Source organism: Aeribacillus sp. FSL M8-0254 (assembly GCF_038008845.1).
GTDB classification, from domain to species: Bacteria; Bacillota; Bacilli; order Bacillales; family Aeribacillaceae; genus Aeribacillus; species Aeribacillus composti.
On the sequence record NZ_JBBOZY010000001.1, the window covers coordinates 1,459,894 to 1,485,922 of the forward strand.

The following is a 26,029-nucleotide window of genomic DNA, read 5'->3' on the forward strand; positions in this document are numbered from 1 at the left end:
GAATGTAAGAAAATCGTGTTATTTTTGATTGTCTGTTAGAAAGGAAGGGTGTTATGAAGCTGACGGCCCGAGAGCAGGAAAAATTGATGGTCGTTGTTGCTGCAGATTTAGCGCGCAGAAGGCAGAGAAAAGGCTTGAAGCTGAACTATGCGGAAGCAGTGGCCATCATCACATATGAGATTATGGAGGGCGCAAGGGAAGGACGGACGGTTTCGGAGTTGATGCAATATGGCACAAAAATTTTAACTAGAGATGATGTGATGGAAGGCGTTCCGGAAATGATCGAAAATATCCAGGTGGAGGCAACATTTCCAGACGGAACGAAGCTTGTAACCGTCCATGATCCGATCCGGTGAAAGAGGTGAAAAAATGATTCCAGGGGAATATCGATTAAAATCAGCTCCGATTGTTTGCAATAAAGGGAAAGAGGCGATCAAGCTCAATGTTGTCAATAGAGGGGACCGTCCAGTACAAGTCGGTTCGCATTTTCATTTTTTTGAAGTAAACAGGGCGCTCGAATTTGACCGGCAGCTGGCGTTCGGCAGGCATTTAAACATTCCGTCCGGAACGGCGGTAAGGTTTGAGCCGGGCGATGCGAAAATCGTAGAGCTCGTTGAATTTTCGGGAAAAAAAGAAGTGTACGGTCTAAATAATTTGACGAACGGACCGTTGACAAAGGAGGCGGACAAATGAGTTTTCAAATGCCGCGCAAACAATATGCCGATATGTTCGGCCCGACAACTGGAGACAGCATTAGATTGGCTGATACGGAACTCTTCATTCAAATCGAAAAAGATTTTACCGTATACGGAGATGAAGTAAAATTCGGCGGTGGGAAAGTGATTCGCGACGGAATGGGACAGCATCCATTTGCCGAAAGGAAAGACGTGATGGATCTTGTTCTCACAAACGCCATTATTATTGATTATTCAGGTATTTATAAAGCGGATATCGGCATAAAGGATGGGAAAATTGCCGCGATCGGAAAGGCGGGAAATCCATTATTAATGGATGGCGTCACAATGGTAATCGGAGCTTCAACCGAAATCGTTGCGGCAGAAGGAATGATTGTTACGGCAGGCGGAATCGATACCCATATTCATTTTATATGCCCTCAGCAAATTGAAACAGCTTTGACATCTGGAATTACAACAATGATAGGAGGAGGAACGGGGCCTGCAACAGGGACAAATGCAACGACTTGTACACCGGGTGAATGGAATATTTATAGAATGCTGGAGTCAGTTGAACATTTTCCTATGAATTTCGGCTTTTTAGGGAAAGGAAATTCATCCGGAAAAAAAGCGTTAGAGGAGCAAATCAAAGCAGGTGCAGTTGGTTTAAAACTGCATGAGGACTGGGGTTCAACACCGGCGGCGATCGATCAGTGTTTATCCGTAGCTGACGAGTATGATGTGCAAGTTGCCATCCATACAGATACGTTAAATGAAGCCGGTTTTGTAGAAGACACCATTGCAGCGATTAAAGACCGGGTCATTCATACATACCATACAGAAGGCGCAGGCGGGGGACACGCCCCGGACATTATGAAAATGGCCAGCCTGCCAAACGTTTTGCCTTCTTCGACAAATCCGACAAGACCGTTTACAGTCAACACGCTCGAGGAACATTTAGATATGCTGATGGTTTGCCATCATTTGGATCCGGCTATTCCTGAAGATATCGCCTTCGCCGATTCCCGCATTCGCAAAGAAACGATTGCGGCGGAAGATATTCTTCATGACCTTGGCGTATTCAGCATGATCAGTTCCGACTCGCAAGCGATGGGAAGGGTCGGCGAAGTGATTACGCGGACATGGCAAACCGCAGATAAAATGAAAAAGCAGCGGGGCTCCTTAAAGGGAGACGGCCAAGATCATGACAATTTCAGAGTGAAAAGATATGTGGCAAAATATACGATCAATCCTGCGATTGCCCACGGAATATCTGAATATGTCGGCTCTGTAGAAGTCGGCAAATTGGCGGATTTAGTTGTTTGGAATCCGGCCTTTTTTGGGGTGAAGCCGGAAATGATCATCAAGGGCGGAATGATTGCCTATAGTTTGATGGGAGACCCAAATGCATCCATTCCAACTCCGCAGCCTGTTTATTACCGTCCGATGTTCGGATCATTTGGCAAAGCTGTCTCACAAACATCGATCACATTTTTGTCAAAAGCAGCAATAAAAGCCGGCATTCCCGAAAAGTTAAAGTTGCAAAAAATCGTGAAAACCGTCAAAGGAGTTCGTACATTGACGAAAAAGGACATGGTTTTTAATGGTGAAACTCCTTCTATCGAAGTCGATCCACAAACGTATGAGGTAAAGGTGGACGGTGAATTGATCAATTGTCAGCCGGTTGAAGTTGTTCCGATGGCGCAAAGATATTTTCTGTTTTGAGGTGAAGACGGATGATTATTAAAGAAACACTTGGAAATATTTATGCAAAAGCAGTAAAGGAAAAACATGTGGAGCGCGTCTATTTAAGAAGCGATGATCTGCTCAAAAGAATTCAACGAGTGAAAACAGACCACGGGAACGAAATAGGGATTCGTTTAAAGGAGGAAAAGAAGCTGGCAGATGGTGACATTTTATATGAAGATGAAAACAATATGATCATTATTTCTGTCCTGCCTGAAGATGTCCTTGTCATTTGTCCGGCTACGCTGAAAGAGATGGGAGAAATTGCACATCAAATCGGCAACAGACATTTGCCGGCTCAGTTTGAAGGAAATGAAATGATCGTGCAATACGATCATCTTGTAGAACAACTTGCAAACGAGCTGAACATTGCTTGCAAACGGGAGAAACGAAAAATAAAACAACCTTTTCGATATGTCGGACATCATCACCATGATTGATTGGCTGCCTTTATTGCAGATAAGCGATTCAAACTTTCCTTCCGGAGCCTTCTCCCACTCGTTCGGATTCGAAACATATATTGTTGAGCAGAAAATAAAAGATGCAAGTACATTTAAAAGTTTTTTAAAAACGTACATTGACAAGCAGCTCGTCTATACGGACGGACTGGCTTGCCGGCTTGCATATCAATTTGAAAAAGAAGGGAAACAAGAGGAGCTTTGGAAGCTGGATGAGATTCTTTACGCCAGCTCAATGGCTAAAGAAACGAAAGAAGGGAACCGAAGAATTGGCGAGCAAATGCTGAAGCTTTGTTTAAATATTTACCCTCATTCAACACTGCAACAATATGCTCAAAAAATAAAAGCGAAGGAGCTTTACGGACATGCGGCTCTCGTTTTTGCCATTGTCGGGATAAAAATAGGAGCGGATGAAAAAACAACGCTTGTAACGTATTTGTATTCCACTATTCAAACGCTTGTACAAAACGGAGTCCGCGGCATTCCGATCGGTCAAAAAGAAGGGCAGCTGCTATTAAAAGATTTGCAGGAGGATGTGAGGAGAGCTGTTTTAAAAATTGGCAAACTATCGATCGACGATTTAGGTGCGCAATCACCTGGCCTTGAAATTGCACAAATGAGGCATGAGCAATTGCATGTAAGACTTTTTATGTCTTAACAGACTGTTTTCAGAGTTTCATTATTTTTACAAACTCTCTGCTTGCTTGGCTGAAGCGAAAAGGCTGGAAAGCGAAAGAAGCGATCTGCTTCTTTTCAAAAAAAACTGCAAAGCTTGATCAAAAGATAAGGGGGGAAAGATTTGGGGCTAATCCCGAATCAGTCATAATGGAACCTATACGAATCGGAATTGGAGGGCCGGTAGGAGCCGGCAAAACGCTGCTAGTGGAAAAATTGACTCGCTATTTGTCAAAGGAATTCAGTGTTGCCGTTGTCACTAATGATATTTATACAAAAGAGGATGCCTTATTTTTAATAAAAAACAGCGTTCTTCCGGAGGATCGGATTATCGGCGTCGAAACAGGCGGCTGTCCCCATACGGCCATTCGTGAGGATGCATCGATGAATTTTGCGGCGATTGATGAGTTAAAAGAAAGACACGAGGATTTAGATATGATTTTTGTTGAAAGCGGCGGAGATAACTTAGCGGCAACCTTCAGCCCGGAATTAGTCGATTTCTCCATTTATATCATTGATGTTGCCCAAGGGGAAAAAATCCCAAGAAAAGGGGGACAAGGGATGATTAAGTCTGATTTGTTTATCATCAATAAAATCGACCTCGCTCCTTATGTCGGTGCAAGTCTTGAAATCATGGAACAAGATACGAAAATGATGCGGGGGGAGCGGCCGTTCTTTTTTACTAATTTAAAGGAAGAAATTGGTTTAGAAAATGTGATCGATTGGATCAAGCGAAATGCGCTGCTGGCAGGGTTGTAGAAATGGAAGGAATTTTGCAGATTCGCGCGGAGCAAAAAGGGGAGCGGACCGTAATTACGGATCACTTTTTTCAAGGAGCTTTGAAAATGACAAAGCCGGTCTATACGGAATCGTCGATTCCAATCGTGTATGTGATTCATGTCGGCGGCGGATGTGTAGACGGGGATGAATACGCACAAGAAATTTCCTTAGGTGAAAAGGCAAAGCTTGCGGTGACGTCCCAATCTTCAACGAAAATTTATAAAACACCGAAAAAGCCTGTCAAGCAGAAATTCTTGTTTACATTGCAAAAAGACAGCGTGCTGGAATATTTGTCAGATCCGCTGATCGTTTATGAACAGGCCCGCTTTGAGCAGGAAACCATCGTCCATATGGAAAAGGGTGCAGCCTTTTTGTACAAAGAAATTATTACGCCGGGCTGGTCTGAAACCGGGCAGCCGTTCTGTTTCGATGCAATTCGGCTGAAATTAAAAGTTTATAAGGAAAATCGATTGATTTTGTTCGATCATTTTTATCAACAAGGGGATCAGGGAATTGATCAATTATTGAATATGGAAGGCTATACACATTACGGTTCGTTCCTCGTTATTTCTGACGAAGTGGATGATAAATTAATGGAAAAGATTTCATGCCAGTTGCAGGGAGGACCGTTTGATGGACGGATCGGCATTTCAAGATTTTTGCCATCTGCCTTTATGATTAGAATTTTAGGAAACCATACCGATCACATTGAGGGGCTGTTTTTGGAAGTTCACCGATTGGCGAGAGCTTATCTATTAAAAGAACCTCCAATCCTATTACGAAAATATTAAAGAGATAAATAGAAGAGGTGAAAAATGTGTCAGTCAATTTTTTATCCGTGCTTTTTTTCGGATTGATTCTCGGGATGAAACATGCAACTGAACCGGATCATGTGATTGCTGTGTCCACAATTGCCAGCAGGACAAAAACTTTAAAGAAATCCAGTTTAACAGGAATATATTGGGGAATTGGACACACCGCTACCCTTTTGTTGATCGGGATGATCGTGATCGGATTAAAAACAGCTATTCCGGAGAAGGTTTCATTGACATTGGAATTATTCGTCGGGATTATGTTAGTGATTTTAGGAATTTTAAGTCTTCGCGATGGCAGGCACAAACTGGCGCGAAACGATGAAACGGAATATACAAATATTAAATCATTGATCATCGGTTTTATTCACGGTTTGGCAGGAAGCGCGGCAATGGTGCTGTTAACGATGACAACTGTTGAAAGCTATTTTCAAGCGTTTTTATACATCTGCATTTTCGGAGTCGGGACGATCATCGGCATGTTTTGTTTTACAACCATTCTCGGCCTGCCGTTTATTCTCGGAAGCAAAGTCAAAAAATATGTTCCGTTCATTTGCTCGCTTGCCGGAGCAATTAGTATATTATACGGCATCTTTTATATTTATGAAATCGGCTTTAAAGACGGATTGTTTATATAAATCGATTAATTGCTTAAAACCTCGTTTGGATCACTCCATCCAAATGGGTTTTTTCATGTGTATTGGGATTATTTACTAAATCATTAAAGTATTGTATTCTTTTAATAATCATCCACATTTTTTGTAGAAACTGGTTCGTAAATCAAATATATGTAAAGAGGCGAAAAATCGCCAACCTAAAAAATCCGCGAAACTGTGAGATAGAGGTGGTTAGATGAGCTCAGCCGTTCAATTTCAAATCCCCTTTCCCTATTTTGTCATGTCCCCCAACGAAGAAATCCTCTTTGGCAACGAAGTATTCAATGAATACGTCCGTACTTCTACTAAACATAAAAAAATACACGACATATTTCATATATGGGAAGAATTCAAGTCTGAAATATCTCTTACGGGCGACCACTGAAAAGTTTCCGTTATATATTTGTAGATCAGGGTTCCATGTGCACAATTATCATTCGCTTATCTTTTCCAGTAATTGGTCATACAGCTTTTGCGTTTCGCTCCCGTCTTTTTGATTCAAAATGATATAATCATCATCTTTTTCGATATATACATACGGTGCACGCCCTTTGTAAACAAACAATTTTCCTCCTCCACCGTACGGCTCTTTTAGCCGAAAAGATCCTTTCAAACGATTAAAAGCCGCAAAGCCATTACTTTTGGCAACGACATCGGGAAGTTCATCCAACAGCTTCACACGGTCAATCTCATCAATCGGCCATTCCACCCCATATAAACCCGTTACCTTTAACTGACGGTCATTTATGATCACATCATGCTCCTCAAGTCCCAAATAGCCTAAAACGATAACGAATGTGATCACAATAGCCGCAATAATTCCGGTAATCCAATAATATTTTTTCCGTTTATGCTTTAGTTCATATTTTTGTACATAGATCGAACCGCCGAGCAGTACGATGAGAAACAGCAGCATGCCTATTTCAAATCCATATGGGATTTGAAAAAGTGCTAAAATGACCGAAATGAACAAAATGATGAACGTATAAAGCAGCAATCTACCAATTGCCTGCGGATAACCGTTTTCAATTAATCGCTGCTGTTCTTCTTCCGGTCTGTTGTAGAAGCCCGATATTAAGCTGTAATCCTGCTTCTTTACGACTAAATACGTCAGGCCCCCGTGTATAATAAGTGTGAACCCCATAGTGATTAAAAAAACGATCGTATCTGTTGACACAATGCTTCCCCCTTACGCTTTACAAAACATTTTGATTATTTCTACGGTTTTATCTTACAAATGTTTCACTCGCATAAATACCTAATGGAACTAAACCAATCTGAAGAAAGAAGGAAACACTTTTGATGGAAAAATCAGATTTTTCAATGATCCTCTCTTTCCTTCAACAGAAATTTTTGGAATAATAATTATAATGTAACGTATGGAGAGGAGCAAGCGTATGGTGATTGCACTTGAAAATGTTTCGCTCATTCGCAACAAAAAATATATTTTGGAGAATATAAATTGGAATGTTGATGAAGGCGAGCATTGGTGTATTTTAGGAAGAAATGGAGCGGGGAAAACAGCATTGCTCAATTTGTTAAACGGCTATTTGTTTCCTTCAAAAGGAACGGTTTCCGTCATTGGATTTACTTTTGGCAAGGCAGATTTTCGCGAGGTTCGGAAAAAAATCGGTCTTGTCAGCTCATCGCTCCAAGAAAAAATTTACGGACATGATCTTGTTGAAGAAGTTATTTTGAGCGGAAAATTCGCGTCAATCGGCTTATATGAAACACCGGATGAACACGATTTAGAAGAGATGCGGTCTTTGATGACGCTATTCGGGGTGGAAAAACTAAGTGGGCGTACATATGACAGCCTTTCCCAAGGGGAAAAGCAAAAAGTGCTGATTTTGCGGGCGCTTATGCCTCAGCCGAAGCTCCTTATTTTAGATGAGCCGTGCAATGGTCTTGATCTATTGGCGAGAGAAGAGCTTTTAGGGCTGATTGAAACAATTGCCAAAAGGCCCAATGCGCCAACGATCCTGTACGTGACGCATCATGTTGAAGAAATTTTACCTTGCTTCACCAATTCCCTGTTATTAAAGGAAGGAAAGGTTTTTGCTGAGGGAAGAACAGAAGAGCTGCTTTCAAGTGAACGATTGTCAGACTTTTTTGAAGCAGGCATCGAGGTGGAAAATTTTCATGGCCGATATTATGCGAAGCTTTTGCAAAACAATCATAATAGATTGTTATAGGGAGAGTGGGGCTGTCTAATAAGTCGATTTTCCGGCTTATAGACGCCCCTTTAATGGTTTAGAAATGTTGATATATCAATGTTTATGATGTTTCGTTTTCAATGGATTTTGACTTTCTAAGACAGTCCCTTTTTCGGATTTCAGTGGAAAACTGCTTTTTCTTTTTTGAGCATTCTTTTGATCGAGCGGTCTGCTTCTCTTAAAACAATTTCTTTGTCGAGTGTTTTTATTTTTTTGTTTTCCATTATAATCTCCCCATTTATAATGGTTGTTTCTACATTATCCCTTGAAGCAGAATAAACGATCCGCGAAATCGGATCAGCCTCAAAGGAAGGGAAAGTATGAAAATGATGTAAATTTAGAATCACTAAATCTGCCTTTTTGCCGATTTCAATACTGCCAATCTCTTTTTCCAATCCGACCGCTTTTGCCCCGCCGATGGTCGCCATTTTAAATACCTCTTTTGCTTTCATTGCGGAAGGGCCGTGCTTCGGCTTTTGGATGAGGGCAGCAAGCTTCATTTCCTGAAACATATTTAAATTATTGTTGCAAGGCGCTCCGTCTGCGCCTAAGCTTAACGAAACTCCCATTTCCATCAGCCCGGGAATATCCGCAATTCCTGAAGCTAATTTTAAATTAGACCCGGGGCAATGGCTAACATTTACTCCTCTGTCTTTAATGATTTTCTTTTCTTTTTCATCCAGCCAGATGCAGTGCGCCAAAATCAATCGTTTATTGGCAAGTCCAAGATAGTCAAGATATTCGATATTTCGCATCCCTGTCTGCTGTTCAACCAGCATGATTTCTTCCTGATTTTCCGCTGCATGAGTATGAACTTTTACTTGATATATTTCAGAAAGCCGTTGAACTTCTTTTAACAGTTCTTCTGTACATGAAAGGACAAATCGGGGAGAAAAGGCATATTGAATTCTTCCGTTTGCAAACATATGCCATTTTTCAAGCAAATCAACGCTTTCTTGGAGAGAATCAGCTGTTTTTTCGCGAAGCTCCATTGGCACATCGTCGCCACGATCCATCATCACCTTGCCTGATAAAGCTCTGATTCCGCTTCCTGCAATCGCTTGAAACGCTGCTTCTGTATGGTGAACGGTTTCCATATCGACAATCGTTGTGGTCCCGCTTTCAATCAATTCTCCAATGCCGAGCAATGCAGAATAATAGATCGATTCCTCATCATGTGCTGCTTCCAATGGCCAAATTCGTTTTTTCAGCCAATCTAACAATTCTAAGTCATCCGCCCGTGAGCGGAAAAGTGTCTGACATAGGTGAACATGGGTTTGAATGAAGCCCGGAATGACGGTCCGATTTTCTGCATTGATGATTTGATCGGCGTCACATGCAAGATTTTTCCCTATGTTGCTTATGATGCCATTTTCGATGAAAATATCTCCCGTGAAAATTTCATCCGCATGATTCATCGTAATAATTTGTGCGTTTTTGATCAACAGGCTCTTCATATTCCTTTCTCCTTGCTATAAGTATTGAAATTCATTTTAAGAATGTATGCAGGTAAATTCAATAAATGTGTAAGAATTTATGACAAAAATAAAAAAATGTGGAAAAAAACTTAACAAAGAAATAATCAAACATTTTGAAAAATTGTAAAATCATTTTTAAGAAAAGAGGTGGTTTTTTGAAAGACAAAAGCCTTTTGACAGAACAGAGGCAATCATTAAAAAAAGATATTGCGAGAATTTACAACGAAGTAAATAAAGAAATTTTTCAAACAGGTGTGATTCAACTGCGAGTTGAAGTAACGGATGAAAAAATTTTAATTTTCGGGTTGCATAAACGGGATCCTGCTTTGCAAATTCTTGAAAAAGTAGATGGAGCTTTGACAATGTGGGCAGATTCGTTATTAATTGATGAATTTAAAAAGCGATTTAAATATAAAATGGAAACAATTGTCGGACTAAACGTTTTTTCGGTTTTAAAAGATTATGATCCTTCCACTGGCTCAGCATGCATGACAATTATTCTTAAAAAAAATGAGTTAGCTTGAAGGACGTTTTCCGTCCTTTAGGTTATCCATAGATTATTCGGTATTGTTTTGATCCTGTTTACGGGATGGAAACAAGCCGTAGGAAAGAAAAAACTTATTGTTTTTCTTTTCCTGCGGCTTTTCTTTTTTCACAAAAGTAATCATTTGTTCGGAGGGGAAACGGCATGGAATTTCGCTACCTGGGAGAAGCATTTGAACAGAAATTTTTTGCAAGATTAACGAGTAAGGAAATTGCTGAATTGCCAAAGCAAAATGCTTTAATCATTTTGCCGGTTGGCGCAGTTGAACAACATGGGCCTCATTTACCGGTATTTACTGATTCTTTAATAGCGGAGGGGATTTTGCATTCAGCTTGCAAACATTTAAAAGAAGAAGATAATATTTGGATTTTGCCTCCAATTGCGTACAGCAAAAGCATCGAACATCTCGGATATGCAGGAACCATCTCATTATCAGGGAGCACTTTAGAGGCAATGATCAAGGATATTGCCGCAAGTCTGAAAAAAAGCGGATTTAGAAAATTCGTCTTATTTAATTCACATGGAGGAAACCATGATTTACTCAATTCCGTTGCCCGCGATATCCGCATTGAAACAGGTTTGATGACTTTCCGATTGAACAGCTATGACTTCAATGTCTCAGAGGATCTCATTGAGGAAAAAGAGGCTGCATACGGAATCCACGGGGGAGAAATCGAAACATCCTTCATTCTTTCCTTCAAAACCGATTGGGTGAAAAAAGAGCTTTGTCCCGATGAGTTCATCCAGTTTCCGGAGAGCGCACAGCATCTTCAATTAAAAGGCAGCCATTATGTTGCTTGGAGGATGGAAGATATTTCGAAATCCGGGGTTTTAGGAAATGCAAAAAAAGCTTCAAAAGAAACGGGAGAAATCATCGCCAACCGTTTGGGTGAAAAGCTGGCGGTTGTTTTGCGGGAAATGGCGGAATTCGAAATGGATGATCTCATCAACATTTCTTCCGAAAAGCAGTACAGTCCTTTGACATAGAATGGATGATCAATTGTTTCAAACATAAAGAAAACTTTGGAGGTGTGGAAGCATGGCTTGGAAACAAGAAATACAGCAGTTTTTAGGGAAGGAAAAAGTTCTGTTCGATGCAGCTTCAAGAGGAAAATTTTCTAAAGATTATTATTGGTATTCACCCATTCTCGCACAAAAGCTAAAGGATAAACTGGCCGATTGCATCGCCTTTCCGGAGTCAGAAGAGGAATTAGTTTCGTTAATATCATTCGCCGTAAAAAGAAAAATTCCGATTACGGTCAGAGGTGCTGGAACAGGAAATTATGGTCAGGCCGTACCTCTTCAAGGCGGTATTGTGATCGACATGACGAGGTTTCATCAAGTACTTGAAATCGGCGAAAACGCTGTAACGGTACAGGCGGGAATAAGAATCGGCAAACTTGAACGGATATTAGAGCGAAGCGGAAAAGAGCTGCGAATTATGCCGAGCACATATATTCAAGCAACGATTGGCGGTTTTGTGGCGGGAGGATCGGGAGGAATCGGCTCCATTACATGGGGCAATTTGTGGGACGGCAATGTGCACAGCGCTTCCGTTTACACAATTGAGGAAAAGCCGAGAAAAATTGTTGTTTCAGGCGATAAACTCGAGCAATATATTCACAATTACGGAACTTTAGGTGTCATGACAGAGCTGCAATTGCCAATCGAGGAGAAAACAGATTGGATGCAAGCAATGGTTTTTCATGACCATTTAGATGAAGCGATAAATTTCGCCCATCAATTTTCGGGCATAGAAACTATGAAAAAAAGGCTCTTATCAGTATGTGAAGGAGCTTTGACAAAGCATTTCGCTCCTTTAAAACAATATATTTTGCCTGAAAAAACGTTAACGATGATTGAGGTCGATGAAAAAGCAAAAAGTGAATTTGTCGAACTCGTTTCCGAACATAAAGGAATATTGGCACATACCATTCCTGCCAAGCAGTATCGAAAAGGGGTCCGCCTTTCGGATTTTACTTGGAACCACTCCACGCTGTGGGCCTGCAAAAATGAAGACAATATTACTTACTTACAAGTTGAGTTTGATATTCAACACCTTTATCATCAAGTCCATTTGTTAAAAAAGGAATTTGGTGAAGAAGTCCTTCTTCATTTTGAATTTATAAAAAGAAACGGAACAATTATTCCAACGGCCTTGCCGGTCGTTCGCTTTACAAGCGAGAAACGGCTGTATGAAATCATACAATTTTTCCTGAATATAGGAGCTAAAGTGCATGATCCGCATACTTATTTGTTGGGATTCGGTGGTTGGAGTTTACGAATGGATGAAATCATAAAAATCAAGCAAAAAAATGATCCGTTTCATTTGCTGAATCCAGGAAAAATAGCGGACGTCACCTCTTATGCACAAGTGTAACGATGGGAAAATGAATTGAAACGGCTGAAATATACCGAAAAAAGTTCTTATTATCGGCACTAGGTTCTTGGCATGAAGCAGAAATGTAACTAGAAAAATATCAAAAATAGTAGGAGGATTCGTATGCAGGCAAAAGGGAAGGGATATACAAAAATCTTCATTTTATTTCTGCTCGTTCTTTTAGCTGGATGCGGCAGCCAATCAGCTTCAACTAATAACGAAGAAGTCAAAGAGGACTCAGAAAAATTGGAAAAAGTGAAGCAAGTCACGAACTGGTTTGCCGAACCGGAACATGGAGGCAACTATGCAGCTTTGATGAAAGGCTTTTATAAAGAAGCAGGCATTGATATGACAATAGAGCCAGGCGGGCCGCAAGTTTCCCCCATTCAAATAGTGGCATCTGGGGAAGCCGATTTTGGAATCACTCAAGCTGACGATATTTTATTAGCTCGCGATAAAGGAATACCCATTGTGGCGATCGGAGCCATTTTTCAAGTGAATCCGCAGGCGTTGTTGTACCATGCTGATCAAAATATTAAAGATTTTTCCGATTTGAATGGGCGAACGGTGTACACGGCACCTGGAACAGGGTACTGGGCATATATAAAAAAGGCTTATCAGCTCGACGATGTGAAAGAAATGGCATATAGCGGACAGCTGACTCCATTTATAGAGAATAAAGAGTCAGTTACCCAATGCTACATTACGGCGGAGCCTTTCGCCTTAAAGCAGCGAGGAATCGAAACGAAATATTTGCTCATACACGATTCCGGCTACCAGCCTTATGGCAATGTAATATTTACAACCGAAAAAATGGTCAAAGAAAAACCTGATCTCGTCAAACGGTTTATGGAAGCGACAACGAAAGGGTGGAAGTATTATAAAGATCATTCGGATGAAGTAAATCCTTTTATACATGAATATAATCCTGATTTATCAATGGAGGCGCTCGAATATGGGGCTGAACAGCAGCTGAACTTAATTTTCGGGCACGATGCGAAAGATCACGGCTTCGGCTATATGTCTCAAGAACGGTGGAACACCTTGCAAAATCAACTCTATGAACTAGGTTTAATTAAAAAGAAAGAAGATATCGCCAATGCCTACACGAACGAATTTTTGGCGAAAAATTAAAAATGCGCCTCGGAGCAAGTTGGACAAAAAGGGGAGAAAGCTATGAGTCAACTGCATTTGCTGAATGTTTGTCTGCCGCTTGAAGATCCTGGTTCTCTCTTTGAAATCATCATTAACGATGATCGATATGAAAAAATCACAAAGCAGCCTTCTTATCTTCAGCGCGAAGACTTTAAAACTTTAGATGCCCTTAACTCATCCTCCGATTCATTCATTGATTGTCAAGGATATGTGTTGCTGCCCGGCTTTGTTGATGCTCATATGCATTTAGATAAAGCCTATTCTCTCAGGAAAGTTCCGAACGCAAGCGGGACGCTTCAAGAAGCAGTAATAAATTACCGGAAGCAATCTCCCCATTTTACGGTGGAAGAAATTGAGTATCGGGCGATGAAAACTGCACTGAATGCACTAAGCCATGGTACAACAGCCATTCGCACACATGTCAATTTTGAATTGCCTTTAGGGGAAGACGTCGTGTTCCGGGCGTTGACAGCTGTTTTAAACGTAAAAGAAAAATTAAAACAATACATTACGATTCAAGTCATTCCAATGTTTTTACTGCCTGACGACGATTCAAAACGAGAGCTGGAATGGATTGAACAAGCGATCAAAATGGGGGCTGATGGAATTGGCGGAGCTCCTCATTTAGCTGAAAACCATGAGAAGCAAATTGACGGTTTGTTTTCGTTGGCAGAAAAGTACGACAAACCGATTGATTTGCATGTAGATGAAAGTGATGATCCGAACGTATGCACACTGGATTATATTATCCAAAAAACAATGGAGCGGCAATTTCACAATCGAGTTGTAGCCGGCCACCTTTGCTCTTTGGCGCCAATGGAACAAGAAAAAGCTCTTTCTTTAATTGAACGGATGGCGGCGGCACAAATTGGAGCGGTGACGCTGCCGGGTGCCAATATGTACTTGCAAGGTCGATTTGATCAAGGGATTGTCCGCCGCGGCGTCACAAGAATTCATGAAATTTTGCAAAGCGGGGCAACGCTTGCGGCTGCTTCCGATAATGTTCATGATCCATTTCATCCATTCGGGAAGGCGGATTTACTGCAAATCGGTTTGCTAACTGCATATGTTGCCCATTTAGGAAGCGGTGAAGGCCTAAAACAAATTATTCGGATGATTACCGAATATCCGGCAAAATTATTAAATTTAAAAAATTACGGTGTAAGATGCGGAACGAAGGCAAGCTTCGTTCTATTAAAAGCTAGATCAGTAGAAGACATCTTTACGAATCTGCCTGTTGAAAGATATGTGTTTCGAAACGGAAAACTGCTCTATCAATCTAAAAAAGCTGAACATTGGAACGATCGCCAGTTGTTGATGTATCAGCACGAGACGGAAAGCCAATATGCAAAATTTGAAAGGAATTTACAATATGTATGACCTTGTATTAGAAAATATCAGACTGCCCAATCAAGAAAGGCATCATTTTATCGGGATTCAAAACGGGATCATTGCTGAAATTTCCCCTTATCCCCTGCAAGGAAAAGCAGTGATAGACGGCTGTGGAGATTTAGCCATGCCGCCATTTGTCGAACCACATATTCATCTTGATACGGCATTTACTGCCGGAGAGCCGAGCTGGAATCAAAGCGGCTCGATATTAGAAGGAATTTTATTATGGAACGAACGGAAGCAAACTTTGACGATGGAAGATGTCTACGAGCGAGCCAGGAAGGCGCTGAATCAGTTAATGAAATTCGGTGTTTTATATGTAAGAGCGATCGCAGATATTTCCGATGAACGTCTCGTTGCTTTCAAAACATTGCTGAAGCTGAAATCAGACTTGCAGGATATCATCCATTTGCAAATCATTGCTTTTCCTCAAAATGGTTTATTCTCATGTCCGGAAAATCAGGAACGGATGCTTGAAGCAATCAAGCTGGGCGCTGACGGGGTCAGTGCTGTTCCTCACTTGGAAAGAACGAGGGAGGAAGGGATCGAATCCATTCGATTCTGCTTTTCTTTGGCTGAAAAATACGGCCTATTTCTTCATTTCTTTTGTGACGAAATCGATGATCCGCAATCGAGGTTTATTGAAACAGTTGCATCATTGGCGATTTCATCAGGACTGGAGGACAAAGTGACTGCAAGTCATGCGTGTGCAATGGCCTATTATCCGGATAATTATGCTGCCAAATTATTAGATTTGATTGCGAGTTCCAAAATTCATATTGTAGCTTGTCCTCTGATCAACACGGCAATGCAAGGAAGATATGATTCCTATCCTAAAGGGCGAGGGATTACGAGAATAAAAGAGATGCTGCAAAAAAATATCAATGTTTGCATCGCCCATGACGATATCATGACCCCGTTTTATCCGTTAGGTAACGGGAATATATTGCAGGCTGCACATATGGCTGCTCATGCAGGTCATTTAACGGGAATGAAGGAATTGGAGGAATTGATTAACATGATATCGATAAACGGAGCTAAAGCTCTGCAAATCAACGATTACGGAATAAAGGTAGGAAATGAAGCAAATATCATTACGTTCCCGGTTGATCATGCTATAGATTTGATTCGCCTTCAGCCCCATTGCCGCTATGTGATAAAGAAGGGCAGAGTTTTGCTTCACACCAATCCGATGGAAACCGTTTTTTATATGTAATTTAAAAGGCTTTGATTCTGTCCCAATACTGATATAGAAATATTCAAATCGGTTTTTATTTGTAATTTTAAAAGGTTAGGAGCAGAAAGCTTTATGGCAAATATTTTAGTTGTTTTTTATAGTGCTTTCGGACATATAAGACAAATGGCGCAATCAGTTTGCGAAGGAGCAAAGGCGATTGAGAAAACAGATGTACGATGTGTAAAAATTCCCGAATTTACTGATCGTTTAATTCCGGCTATTAGAGAAAATCCGTTGATGATTGATAAAAACGGAATTTCCGCAACATTTCAAATTGGAAAAAGAAAAGAAAATTATGAGCGTGAAAGCGAAAAGCAGAAAATATTTAAAACAGCGGAAATAGAAGATTTCCACTGGGCAGATGGAGTGATATGGGGATTTCCGACGTATTTTGGATCGATGCCGTCCCAAGTTAAATATTTTTTAGAAACTATCGGCGACCTTTGTGTGGAAGGCGTACTGGAGGGAAAGCCCGCGGGCATCTTTACAAGCGCTGGTTCCATTCATTCCGGGCATGAAGCGGCCATCTTAACATCCATCGTACCGCTTCTCCATTTCGGAATGATCATTATCGGATTACCTTATACTCAAAATCCGGAATATTTAACGGACGCCCCCATTGGCGGAACTCCGTATGGACCAACAGTTTTAGCCGGCCCTGATGGTTCGCGAAAGCCGTCTGATGACGAATTAAAAATGGCCGGTCGCCTGGGGAGAAACGTGGCGTATATTGCCAACGCATTGTGCATGCAAAGAGAAAGAAACAGCTGATGATTGCGTTTGAACAAAACAATCATTCTCATTACTTTTCTTTCATAAGAAGGGGAATTGTTATGGACTATATCCATGAAATTTTAAAGATTGCAACAACTGAGCCAAAAAAAGCTGTGCTAGCCACTATTATTGATGTGGAAGGCTCCGCTTACCGAAAAGAAGGAGCAGCAATGCTGATTCAGGAGGATGGGGAAACAATCGGCGTAATAAGCGGCGGTTGCCTTGAAAATGACCTGCAAGAAAGGGCGAAGCTTTTGCTTGAGGGCGAGTCGCAATGTATCGTATATGACTTGAAAAGCGAAGATGACTTGTCGTGGGGAAAAGGCGCCGGCTGCAACGGCGTCATACGCATCCTGTTGGAGTGCATCGATGACCGTTTGCGAAAGCATTTATCCCGGATGCATGATTTGCTTCAAAACGGCAAGGACGTTTTCATCGTAAAACAACTCGGCAAAAATTTTTCCGTAATCAATTATTTATTTTTTACAGAAGACACGGAAACGTTCGGGGAATGGGCTGGTGCGGTGCCGAAACAAATCGATGCCATAGCTGAGCAAGAGAAAAGCGGATTAGTTTGGGTCAATGAACTGTCCTCATATGTTTATGTTCAGCGATTTGAGCCTAAACCGAGATTGATTATTTTCGGTGCCGGTTCGGATGCTGTACCACTGTCGCATTTCGCTTCACGGACCGGTTTTTCGGTTATCGTTAGTGATTGGAGAGAAGCGTTGTGCAATAGATGGCGTTTTCCTGATGCCGATCAGCTTATCATCGCTTTCCCGCGGGAAGCGGCAACGAAAATATCTTTTTCCCCCCGCGATTTTGTTGTTCTGCTGACACACCAATTTCAACAGGATCAAGAGCTTTTAAAGCTGTTGTTGCAGCAAAACCTGCGATATATCGGGGTCATCGGTTCAAAAGAACGGACAAAACGCTTGCTGGGAGACCAGGAAATTCCCCGAAACGTTCATTCACCTGTCGGCTTGTCTATTGGGGCAGAAGGCCCTGAAGAAATCGCGATCAGCATTTTAGCAGAATTAATTCAATTGAAAAAGCTTCGATCTCCTCATAAGGTGCGTGCATAATGAAGCCGCAATCACATTTCACAAAAAGCCAGGTGCTAATCGGAATGCCAAAGTTCACTTGACCAATAGACGAACCGATGGTTATGTACCGACGCTGTATCTAAACTTGTCAAGCCCCTTTTTAGAGTTCTTTTACAGTCGGCTTGGAAAAGTCGATAGCAGAGCAAGCGGTGCAATTGCACCAAACAGCCGTTTATTCAACTGGAAATCATCAACGATCTCATTTTTCAATACGAAACTTGATACGCAGCAATAAGTTGTTTGATGAGGATGCTGCCAAGCTGGATCGCTTGCCGAGTCCGCCGATTTTGTTATCCCTATTTAAGGAAGCGGACAGGCGATAATGGTGCACAATCGGTCAAATGCGGACGTCAACAAGCCATTTCCGTTTCTTATCGCAATATGGTTGCAAAAGCACGTTATTTTACTATCAAAGGAAGGGGATGAAGTTGAAAACATTGTCCTCAAAAATATGGATGCCAACAGATTTAAGAGAAGCATGGCGATTGCGGCAGCTATTGCAATTAGAATCACACTTTATAGCCGGCGGAACATTATGGCAAACAAAATGGGAAAAAGGAGCACCGCAGCCATCTCATTTAATCAGCCTTGAGAACATAAAAATTTTAGAAGCGATATATGAAAAAGAAGATGGCGGCCAAAACTTTCTTCACTTGGGGGCGCTTATCCGATTGGCTGACTGCCTCCGCCATCCCATTATAAAAGCGAAATGGCCTTTATTGACCAAAGCTGTCAAGACCATTGCTGCACCAGCCGTGCGCAATCTTGGAACGATCGGAGGAAACGTCGCCTCAACAATTGGTGATGCCATCCCCGCCCTGTTAGTGATGGAAGCGAAAATCGGTTGTTTTGATGGGGACGACATAAAAAAAATCGATTTAGATCATTGGTTGAATGAAGAATTCAAGGATGATCTTATAACGGAAATAGTGGTGCCGGAAATTTCAGGTCCGCCATCATATGTCCATTTTTATCAAAAAATTGGGAGGAGAGAGGCGTTTTCAGGCTCTGTCGTCACCATTGCAGGGATAATCGGCCAAAATGACAACGGAACAATTGACTTTGCGCGGTTGGCAGCAGGCGGAGGCGAGAATCGTCCAAGGCGATTAAGAATAACGGAGCAATTGCTGGCCGGACGCAAGGTTGAGTCCGCTTTGCTAAAAAAGGTGCATGAGGCGCTCTTTTCTGAATTTCAACCTGTCGGCGATGCTTTTTTTTCAGCGGATTACCGCAGGCGGGTCGCCGCCAACATAGTCATAGCAGAATTAAAAAAATTAGAGGAGAAAGATTAATATATTCAAATACGAGCTTTTTCAATTTGGATTATGAAGAAGGGAAGGGATTGAGATTGAAACAAGTGTGCATCAGACCGGACGGAGTAGAAAAAGTAACTGGACATTTAAAGTTTTTAACAGATCTTTCGTTTCCGAATATGCTGTTTGCAAAAATTTTGCGAAGCGAATATCCGCATGCCAATATCGTTTCGATCTCAACGGAAAAAGCGGAGGAATTGCCGGGAGTTCGGGCTGTCATTACAAGCAAGGATGTTTTAGGTTTAAACGGGTTTGGCTTAATCTTTCCTGATCAGCCTGTTTTATGCAAAGATAAAGTTCGTTTTGTCGGCGATGCTGTCGCGGCTGTTGCTGCGGAAACAGAGGAAATCGCCGAAGCGGCGCTTCAGCTGATCGAAGTGGAATATGAGCCGCTGCCGGTTGTTGATGATCCGGAACAGGCTATGCTCCCTTCTTCTCCGCAGCTCCATCCGAACGGGAATATCCTACACCAAGCATCTTATCAAAGCGGCAATGTGGAAGAAGCATTTCAATCATGCGACTGTATTGTGGAGGAAACGTATCAACTTCCAAGGCAAATGCATGCGTACATGGAAACAGAGGGCGGAGTGTTTGTTCCGGAAAAAGACGGCACTTTGACGGTGTATGCCGGCACTCAGCATGGATATAAAGACCGCTATCAATTAGCCCGCATTTTAAATATGCCGGAAGAAGACATCCGCGTCGTCTCAAGCCCGCTTGGCGGCTCTTTTGGCGGAAAAGACGAATTAAACATCCAGCCGTACGGAGCCTTATTGGCGCTGAAAACGGGATTTCCTGTAAAAATTCATCAAACGAGAAGGGAATCGGTGCGGTCAGGAATCAAAAGGCATCCGATGAAAATTAAAATGAAAACAGGTGCGAAAAAAAACGGCAAAATCATCGCCCATCAAGTGCGAATTATAGCGGATACCGGCGCATATGCAACGTTAGGCCCCGCAGTATTGGATTTTGCGGTTGAACATGCGATAGGCCCATACATGATCCCAAATATTCAAGTTGAAGGCTATTCGGTTTTTACGAATAACGGCGTTGCCGGTGAATTTAGAGGCTTTGGAGGAAACCAAGTAACCTTCGCACTGGAAGGGCAAATCGATCGCTTGGCGGTCAAGCTTGGAATGTGTCCGCTTGAACTCAGAAAAAAAAATCTGCGCCAGGCACATGATCCCGGTCCTGTCGGGCAAAAAATCGCCCCAACTGACGGCGCTCAACAAGTTTTAAAACAGATCAGCCAATCGAAACTATTGAACAGCTGCCGAAAACAAGATCATAACGGCTTGATTAAGACAGGCGTCGGAGTGGCAATCACCATGCACGGCGGAGGGCTGGGCTATGGACGTTTAGATCCGGCTGGAGGGAGAATTTCATTGAACGAGGAAGGAAAAATCGAAATTGCTTTTGGGTTTGAAGAATTTGGCCAAGGCTTGCTCGCAGTGATTGAACAAATTGCCATTCAAGCAATAGGCTGCTCCCGAGAGGATTTATACATTGTCATCGGCGATACGGACAAAGTCCCGCGTTCAGGCTCATCCACTGCTTCAAGGGGTACGAGCATGGTTTGGCAAGCCATTCAACGGATGAAAGCTCCGTTTCAAAACAGCCTGGTGGAAAGAGCCTCGCAATGTACGGATGTTCCCGTCAGTCAATTAAAAATAGGCGAAAAAGGTGTTTGGCACCAAGATGAGCTGCTGATTTCATACAAAGAACTGGCGGAACAAACGATAGACAAGCCGCTGATCATTGAAACTCGATTTGACTTTCCGACAACCCCTTGCTCCATACCAGGCGGACATTTTTTATATTCGTTTGCAGCTTGTGCTGTTAAGGTGGAAGTGGATCTGGCAACTGGATTTGTTCGTGTAAAACAATTAGAGCAAGCCGTTGCCGCTGGTCCTGTTATTTTTCCGCAAGGATATTTGGGACAAATTGAAGGCGGATCCGTGATGGCGTTAGGCTATACATTAACGGAAGAAGCGCTGATGGAAAACGGAACATATGTAACGGAAAACTTTGATACGTATTTAATTCCGACGATAAAAGATGTTCCCCTTTCGATTGACATCACCGCAATCGAGGAGTTGTGCGAAGAGGATGAATATGGGCCAAGAGGCGTCGGGGAAATTGGCACGGTTGCTGTTGCCCCTGCCATCGCAACGGCCATTTATGATGCGACTGGCATCTGGGTGAATAAGCTGCCGGTATCAAGGGAAGAAATCGTCAATAAGATGATGGAAACGGAGATGAGCAAATGGCTGACAAGCAAATGAGCGCAAGCATAAAATTACCGTCTGAAGAACGAATGCGCATGTCGATTTTTGTGAATGGCAAAAAGAAAGAGCTTGAGATTCATCCGGCCGCACGGCTAGTTGACATTTTAAGAGAGCAGCTGCATCTGACTGGCACAAAGATTTCCTGCGGAATTGGCCGCTGCGGCGCCTGTTCTGTCATCATGAACGGCAGGCTAGTGAATGCCTGCTTAGTCAGAGCTTATCAAGCAAATGAAAAAGAAATTGTTACAATTGAAGGACTTGCGGAAAAAGGGCTTCATCCGATTCAGCAGGCGTTTTTGGAAGAGGGAGGTTTCCAATGCGGATATTGCACCCCAGGAATGATTATGGCTGTCAAAGCGATTTTGGATCAATATCCGAATCCAACTAGTCAGCAAATAGTTGACGGTTTATCAGGAAATCTTTGCCGATGCACAGGCTACTCCGGTATTATTAGAGCAGTTCAAAAGCTTGCTGAAAAAGAAACTTCTCGCTTAGACAGCAAATGTTAAGAAGGCGGAGCAGTTCGGCGATTTTTTTTAACATGATCAGTTGAAAGAAATTATAGATTTTAGCGTTTTTCGGCTTGTTTCCTTGTCTGCAGCGTTAAAAATTTATGGCTATCGCCGAGTGAAATTCGTCATACATCGAAAATAAGTGACCCATAAACGAATATATGCCTGATGAAAACAACCGGTATTCAATCTGTAATTCGTTGTAAAAAGAACCGTTACGTTTCATCATCAGCGGTGCATGTGGCTGAGAATGTATTAAATCGCAAATTTTTTAGCAAGTAAGCCAAATGAAAAATGGCTGACGGATGTCACGGAATTCAAGATAGGAAACGGTAAAAAAGCGTATTTGAGTGCAATTCTAGATCTGTATAGTTATGTATTAGGGCATTCGAACAATCATCAACTTGTGTTTCAAACAGTTGATCACGCTATCGCAAGGGTCAAGTCCAACCCTGCCCTAGATTCCTGGCAAATCACATCACCGCTGCTTTTTTACACAACATTCAGGACTTAATCTATCACAAGTTTAAAAGAACATAAACAACTTTTGATTTATAGTACATCTCATGGGCTTAAGAAGCGAATAATCGAAGCAAAGCGAACACATAGTATGTCAAGAGTGGGACGCTGCATGGAAAACGCCCCAATGGAATCTTTTTGGGCAACCTGAACGTGTGAAAGGTATGATCTGAAACGATATGAAACGTTTAAAGCGTTACAACAAGCGATTAAGAGTTTTATAATAACAAACGCGATCAAGAAAAATTAAACGGCTTAAGCCCATTAGAATTTAGAGCTCAAGCCGTTTAAAGCAATTTATGATTTCCACTGTCTGCTTGACAGGGGACAGTTCAACTTTTGGACAATCCCTTTAAGAAAGTTATTTTCTTTGTCTCATCACCATATTCTGTGATGTTCACACAATTCCGGAAATAAGTTAGCGAGATTGATACTCAATCTAGAGTAGCTCCTTCGTCAGCTTGCAGACCACTAAGTTGGTAGATGGAAGCGGTCAAGTGCTTTCCTTGACGGATTCCATTCTACCAACTAGACGATTTTTTTTGTTTTTTTAAATAAAGGGAGCCTCCCAAAAGTCAGCGTAACTGACTTTTGGGAGGCCCCGTTTTTTCATGACGTTGTTGAAGAAAGTATTTGTATCCGATTAACTTCCCCGATACACTTGATACCCCCACGGTGAAATAAGCAATGGAACATGGTAATGGGTATTTGCATCAGAAATGCCGAAGCGGACGACGACGTGATTAAGAAACAGCGGTTCCTTCAAGGATAAACCTTTGTTTTTAAAATAATCTCCAATGTAAAACAGAAGTTCATAAGTTCCCGGTGTTAATTGCTGCACAGTGATGAGCGGTTCGTCAACCCGACCGTTTTCGTTTGTGAATGCGGTTTTGAGCAGCTGTTTTTCCGTTTCGTTTTGATCTGTAATAGAAAACAGCTCGATTTTGACGTTTTGTGCAGGCGTACCGTGAGTTAAATCTAAAATATGTGTTGTTAATCCTTTCATACTCCATCTCCTTATTGACCTTTTTATTTGTCTCGTTTTTCATTTTGGAAGCCCGTTTTGTTACTTTGGAAGCGCTTGTCTGACGGGGCATGGCATTTGAATCACGGCTTTCTTTCACTATTTAACCAGCGTGTAATTTCTTTTGTTATTATTTCTCAGCAGATTCAGCTGTACCGCCATTTATGGAGCTTAAAAAGAATATGGCTTCGTACTGTGCAAAAGATCAAAAATAACGAAAGTCAATTTGTTCTATCAAAATGGAATGTACGTGTCAGCATAGGTTTCTCTCTTCTTTCACTATATCCTTCAGTCGAAAATAGGCAATTTTTTTAATTTCTGCTATTGCTTGCTCTATCTCTGCTTCCGCATTGTTTTTGATTCGCTGTTCAATCGATGCAAATATTTCCTGCTTTGTTTTGCCGCGCACAGCCAAAATAAACGGGAATTGAAATTTTTCCATATACGTTTCGTTTAATTTTAACAATCGATCGAATTCTTCATCTGTCAGTTTTTGCAGCCCCGCTTTTTGTTGTTCTGTTTGCGAAAATCGGGTCATTTTTGTTCTTGCGCCTAAAGCAGGGTGATTGCGAATAAGCGCCAATTTTTCGTGTTCGTCAGCTTGATCCACGATCTCAGCAATTTTGGAAAAAAGCGATTGCACGGAAGAAAACGGGCGGAATTTTTCTGCTTTTTCTGCCACCCATGTTGAATCTTCAAATATCCCGCCTAGCTTCTCAATAAATTCAGCCGCACTGAGTTGGTTAACTTGTTCTATGTCCATTCGGCTTTCTCCTTTCGTTTTTAAAATTTGATCGTTGTCGGTTTTAACTGTTCGGCAGCAGAAGATTTTTTCAGTGAGAAATGGTGAAAAAATAAGTTTAAAAAGATGGCTGTAAGACTGCCTGTTATAATCCCATCACTAAAAAGAATTCGCAGCATAGGCGGCAGCTGTGCAAACAAATCAGGAACAACTGTGGAACCCAATCCGAGGGAAATGGAGCAGGCAATTACTAACAAATTGCTTTGCTGTTGAAAATCAACAGTGCTTAACATTTTAATGCCTGAAGCAACGACCATGCCAAACATGATCACCATTGCTCCCCCTAATACAGATGTTGGGATCATCGTGGCAAAAGCAGCAATTTTCGGAATAAATCCAAGGGTGACAAGTATAAAGCCGGCAACGATCGCAACACTTCTCGTTTTTATATTTGTCAGCTGCACAAGTCCGACGTTTTGAGCAAACGTGTTGTACGGGAAAGCGTTCAAACAACCGCCGATGATGAAAGCCAATCCTTCGGCACGATATCCGCGCGCAAGATCTTGGTCGTTAAGATCTTTTCCGCAAATTTTGCTTAGGGCTAAAAAGGCGCCAGTCGATTCAATCATGATGACAATGCCCACTAATGTCATTGTAAAGATCGGCACAAGCTCAAAAGTAGGTGTACCGAAATACAAAAATTTCGGAGAATGAATCCATGAAGCTTGCATTACTTCTTTCACATCAACCTCTCCCATAAAAGCCGCGGTGACCGTACCCGCGATAATCCCGATAAGCACAGAGATTGCCCGAAAAAAGCCTGTGAAAAATCGATTCATAAACAAAATCAAAAGAAAAACCCCAAATGAAAGGAGCAAATTTTCCGGATCGCCAAATTTCGGACTTCCTGCACCGCCCGCCATGTTTTTAATCCCGACCGGTATTAAGGACAGTCCTATAAGGGTGACAACTGTACCTGTCACGACCGGCGGGAACAATAATCTTGTTATTTTGCCAAAGAGCGGAGCAAAAAGAATAATGAATATTCCTGCGGCAATGATCGATCCATAGATTGCATTGATGCCGTACTCTTTTCCGATCCCGATCATCGGTGTAACAGCAACAAATGAAGCACCTAATATGACAGGTAAACCAATGCCGAAATATTTTGTTTTGAACGCCTGCAGCAGGGTGGCGATTCCGCATGTCAATAAATCAATCGCAACTAGATATGACAGCTCCTGCGTCGAAAGGTTTAACGCTCCTCCGACAACAAGAGGAACAACAATGGCGCCTGCATACATCGCCAGTACATGCTGCAACCAAGTGAAAAAAATGAGTTCCTCCATTTTGGTTTGTCAAGTGACCTCTCCTCCTCTTATGTAAAAAAATCTAACACTAGATGTTATTTGTTTTTCATAATAAAAGAACGATGTAGTGAAGTCATTGGTTGAATTACATAATCGTTTTTGCAAAATTTAGTTAATGTATCTAAAGCTTTATAGACAAATTACATTTTCATTTACTAAAGCTCTTGCCTCAATTTTT

General features: G+C 41.8%; 26 protein-coding genes and 2 pseudogenes. 23 read left to right on the forward strand and 5 right to left on the reverse strand.

Features of this window, described 5'->3' with window-relative positions:
- The first annotated feature begins 53 nt into the window (after nucleotides 1–53).
- The 8 genes from NSQ44_RS07110 to NSQ44_RS07145 all read left to right on the forward strand — a co-directional run bounded on the left by NSQ44_RS07110 (nucleotide 54) and on the right by NSQ44_RS07145 (nucleotide 5,783).
- The gene (locus NSQ44_RS07110) at nucleotides 54–356 is read left to right on the forward strand and encodes an urease subunit gamma (RefSeq protein ID WP_063386861.1); all 303 of its coding nucleotides are present in this window, start codon (nucleotides 54–56) and stop codon (nucleotides 354–356) included.
- A gap of 13 nt (nucleotides 357–369) precedes the next feature.
- On the forward strand, nucleotides 370–693 hold the full coding sequence (locus NSQ44_RS07115; protein ID WP_063386862.1) for an urease subunit beta: 324 nt from the start codon (nucleotides 370–372) through the stop codon (nucleotides 691–693).
- Entirely contained in the window at nucleotides 690–2,399 is a 1,710-nt protein-coding gene (ureC, locus tag NSQ44_RS07120) for an urease subunit alpha (protein ID WP_340856212.1), read from the forward strand. Before NSQ44_RS07115 ends, ureC begins: the two co-directional genes overlap by 4 nt.
- An 11-nt stretch (nucleotides 2,400–2,410) precedes the next feature.
- Nucleotides 2,411–2,860, forward strand: a complete 450-nt coding sequence (locus NSQ44_RS07125) for an urease accessory protein UreE (RefSeq protein ID WP_094245568.1) — start codon at nucleotides 2,411–2,413, stop codon at nucleotides 2,858–2,860.
- Nucleotides 2,853–3,536, forward strand: a complete 684-nt coding sequence (locus NSQ44_RS07130) for an urease accessory protein UreF (RefSeq protein ID WP_094246483.1) — start codon at nucleotides 2,853–2,855, stop codon at nucleotides 3,534–3,536. The genes NSQ44_RS07125 and NSQ44_RS07130 overlap by 8 nt, the downstream gene beginning before the upstream one ends.
- Nucleotides 3,537–3,703: 167 nt before the next feature.
- On the forward strand, nucleotides 3,704–4,312 hold the full coding sequence (gene ureG / locus NSQ44_RS07135) for an urease accessory protein UreG (protein WP_094245569.1): 609 nt from the start codon (nucleotides 3,704–3,706) through the stop codon (nucleotides 4,310–4,312).
- Entirely contained in the window at nucleotides 4,276–5,124 is an 849-nt protein-coding gene (locus NSQ44_RS07140) for an urease accessory protein UreD (RefSeq protein ID WP_340856218.1), read from the forward strand. Before ureG ends, NSQ44_RS07140 begins: the two co-directional genes overlap by 37 nt.
- 26 nt (nucleotides 5,125–5,150) lie before the next feature.
- The gene (locus NSQ44_RS07145; RefSeq protein ID WP_340856221.1) at nucleotides 5,151–5,783 is read left to right on the forward strand and encodes a HoxN/HupN/NixA family nickel/cobalt transporter; all 633 of its coding nucleotides are present in this window, start codon (nucleotides 5,151–5,153) and stop codon (nucleotides 5,781–5,783) included.
- A 451-nt stretch (nucleotides 5,784–6,234) separates the two neighbouring features.
- Here NSQ44_RS07145 and NSQ44_RS07150 read toward each other — a convergent pair whose 3' ends face one another.
- A complete protein-coding gene (locus tag NSQ44_RS07150; RefSeq protein ID WP_327855953.1) occupies nucleotides 6,235–6,978 on the reverse strand; it encodes a DUF3784 domain-containing protein in 744 nt (247 codons plus the stop codon).
- Nucleotides 6,979–7,198: 220 nt separating this feature from the next.
- Here NSQ44_RS07150 and NSQ44_RS07155 point away from each other — a divergent pair, with 220 nt between their 5' ends.
- Nucleotides 7,199–7,996 carry an ABC transporter ATP-binding protein gene (locus NSQ44_RS07155; protein WP_340856224.1) on the forward strand — a complete coding sequence of 266 codons (798 nt, stop codon included), beginning with the start codon at nucleotides 7,199–7,201 and terminating at the stop codon, nucleotides 7,994–7,996.
- Nucleotides 7,997–8,136: 140 nt separating this feature from the next.
- On the opposite strand, the gene NSQ44_RS07160 is transcribed toward NSQ44_RS07155, so the two are convergent.
- Nucleotides 8,137–9,474: a 5'-deoxyadenosine deaminase gene (locus NSQ44_RS07160; protein WP_063386887.1), complete on the reverse strand. Its 1,338-nt coding sequence runs from the start codon at nucleotides 9,472–9,474 to the stop codon at nucleotides 8,137–8,139.
- Nucleotides 9,475–9,650: 176 nt separating this feature from the next.
- On the opposite strand from NSQ44_RS07160, the gene NSQ44_RS07165 reads away from it, so the two are divergent.
- The 14 genes and pseudogenes from NSQ44_RS07165 to NSQ44_RS18995 form a co-directional block, all read left to right on the forward strand.
- A complete protein-coding gene (locus NSQ44_RS07165) occupies nucleotides 9,651–10,019 on the forward strand; it encodes a Na-translocating system protein MpsC family protein (RefSeq protein ID WP_063386888.1) in 369 nt (122 codons plus the stop codon).
- Nucleotides 10,020–10,183: 164 nt separating this feature from the next.
- Nucleotides 10,184–11,026, forward strand: a complete 843-nt coding sequence (locus NSQ44_RS07170) for a creatininase family protein (RefSeq protein ID WP_340856227.1) — start codon at nucleotides 10,184–10,186, stop codon at nucleotides 11,024–11,026.
- A gap of 52 nt (nucleotides 11,027–11,078) precedes the next feature.
- Nucleotides 11,079–12,419: an FAD-binding oxidoreductase gene (locus NSQ44_RS07175; protein ID WP_340856230.1), complete on the forward strand. Its 1,341-nt coding sequence runs from the start codon at nucleotides 11,079–11,081 to the stop codon at nucleotides 12,417–12,419.
- 123 nt (nucleotides 12,420–12,542) lie between these two features.
- Nucleotides 12,543–13,553, forward strand: a complete 1,011-nt coding sequence (locus NSQ44_RS07180; RefSeq protein ID WP_340856232.1) for an ABC transporter substrate-binding protein — start codon at nucleotides 12,543–12,545, stop codon at nucleotides 13,551–13,553.
- Nucleotides 13,554–13,595: 42 nt separating this feature from the next.
- Nucleotides 13,596–14,954 (forward strand): amidohydrolase family protein, encoded by a 1,359-nt coding sequence (locus NSQ44_RS07185; RefSeq protein ID WP_340856235.1) that lies wholly within the window; start codon nucleotides 13,596–13,598, stop codon nucleotides 14,952–14,954.
- Nucleotides 14,920–16,182, forward strand: a complete 1,263-nt coding sequence (locus NSQ44_RS07190) for an amidohydrolase family protein (protein ID WP_340856237.1) — start codon at nucleotides 14,920–14,922, stop codon at nucleotides 16,180–16,182. Before NSQ44_RS07185 ends, NSQ44_RS07190 begins: the two co-directional genes overlap by 35 nt.
- 93 nt (nucleotides 16,183–16,275) lie before the next feature.
- A complete protein-coding gene (gene wrbA, locus NSQ44_RS07195) occupies nucleotides 16,276–16,974 on the forward strand; it encodes an NAD(P)H:quinone oxidoreductase (RefSeq protein ID WP_340856239.1) in 699 nt (232 codons plus the stop codon).
- Between the two features lie 62 nt (nucleotides 16,975–17,036).
- Entirely contained in the window at nucleotides 17,037–18,062 is a 1,026-nt protein-coding gene (locus NSQ44_RS07200; protein WP_340856241.1) for an XdhC family protein, read from the forward strand.
- Nucleotides 18,063–18,205: 143 nt separating this feature from the next.
- Nucleotides 18,206–18,406, forward strand: coding sequence for a hypothetical protein (locus NSQ44_RS07205; protein WP_340856242.1), 201 nt, complete (start codon nucleotides 18,206–18,208; stop codon nucleotides 18,404–18,406).
- A gap of 99 nt (nucleotides 18,407–18,505) precedes the next feature.
- Nucleotides 18,506–19,375: an FAD binding domain-containing protein gene (locus tag NSQ44_RS07210; protein ID WP_340856243.1), complete on the forward strand. Its 870-nt coding sequence runs from the start codon at nucleotides 18,506–18,508 to the stop codon at nucleotides 19,373–19,375.
- Between the two features lie 50 nt (nucleotides 19,376–19,425).
- On the forward strand, nucleotides 19,426–21,681 hold the full coding sequence (gene pucD, locus NSQ44_RS07215) for a xanthine dehydrogenase subunit D (RefSeq protein WP_340856247.1): 2,256 nt from the start codon (nucleotides 19,426–19,428) through the stop codon (nucleotides 21,679–21,681).
- Nucleotides 21,663–22,193: a (2Fe-2S)-binding protein gene (locus NSQ44_RS07220; RefSeq protein WP_082829479.1), complete on the forward strand. Its 531-nt coding sequence runs from the start codon at nucleotides 21,663–21,665 to the stop codon at nucleotides 22,191–22,193. Before pucD ends, NSQ44_RS07220 begins: the two co-directional genes overlap by 19 nt.
- Nucleotides 22,194–22,361: 168 nt before the next feature.
- A pseudogene (locus NSQ44_RS18990) lies at nucleotides 22,362–22,644 on the forward strand (IS3-like element ISEnfa5 family transposase); the annotation flags it as partial.
- 290 nt (nucleotides 22,645–22,934) lie between these two features.
- Nucleotides 22,935–23,006, forward strand: a pseudogene (locus tag NSQ44_RS18995) (IS3 family transposase); the annotation flags it as partial.
- Nucleotides 23,007–23,358: 352 nt separating this feature from the next.
- Here NSQ44_RS18995 and uraH read toward each other — a convergent pair.
- The 3 genes from uraH to NSQ44_RS07235 all read right to left on the reverse strand — a co-directional run bounded on the left by uraH (nucleotide 23,359) and on the right by NSQ44_RS07235 (nucleotide 25,830).
- Nucleotides 23,359–23,721 carry a hydroxyisourate hydrolase gene (gene uraH, locus NSQ44_RS07225; RefSeq protein WP_340856250.1) on the reverse strand — a complete coding sequence of 121 codons (363 nt, stop codon included), beginning with the start codon at nucleotides 23,719–23,721 and terminating at the stop codon, nucleotides 23,359–23,361.
- 271 nt (nucleotides 23,722–23,992) lie between these two features.
- Nucleotides 23,993–24,502 (reverse strand): 2-oxo-4-hydroxy-4-carboxy-5-ureidoimidazoline decarboxylase, encoded by a 510-nt coding sequence (uraD, locus tag NSQ44_RS07230; RefSeq protein WP_340856254.1) that lies wholly within the window; start codon nucleotides 24,500–24,502, stop codon nucleotides 23,993–23,995.
- Nucleotides 24,503–24,522: 20 nt separating this feature from the next.
- Nucleotides 24,523–25,830 carry a nucleobase:cation symporter-2 family protein gene (locus NSQ44_RS07235; protein ID WP_340856257.1) on the reverse strand — a complete coding sequence of 436 codons (1,308 nt, stop codon included), beginning with the start codon at nucleotides 25,828–25,830 and terminating at the stop codon, nucleotides 24,523–24,525.
- Nucleotides 25,831–26,029: the final 199 nt, after the last annotated feature.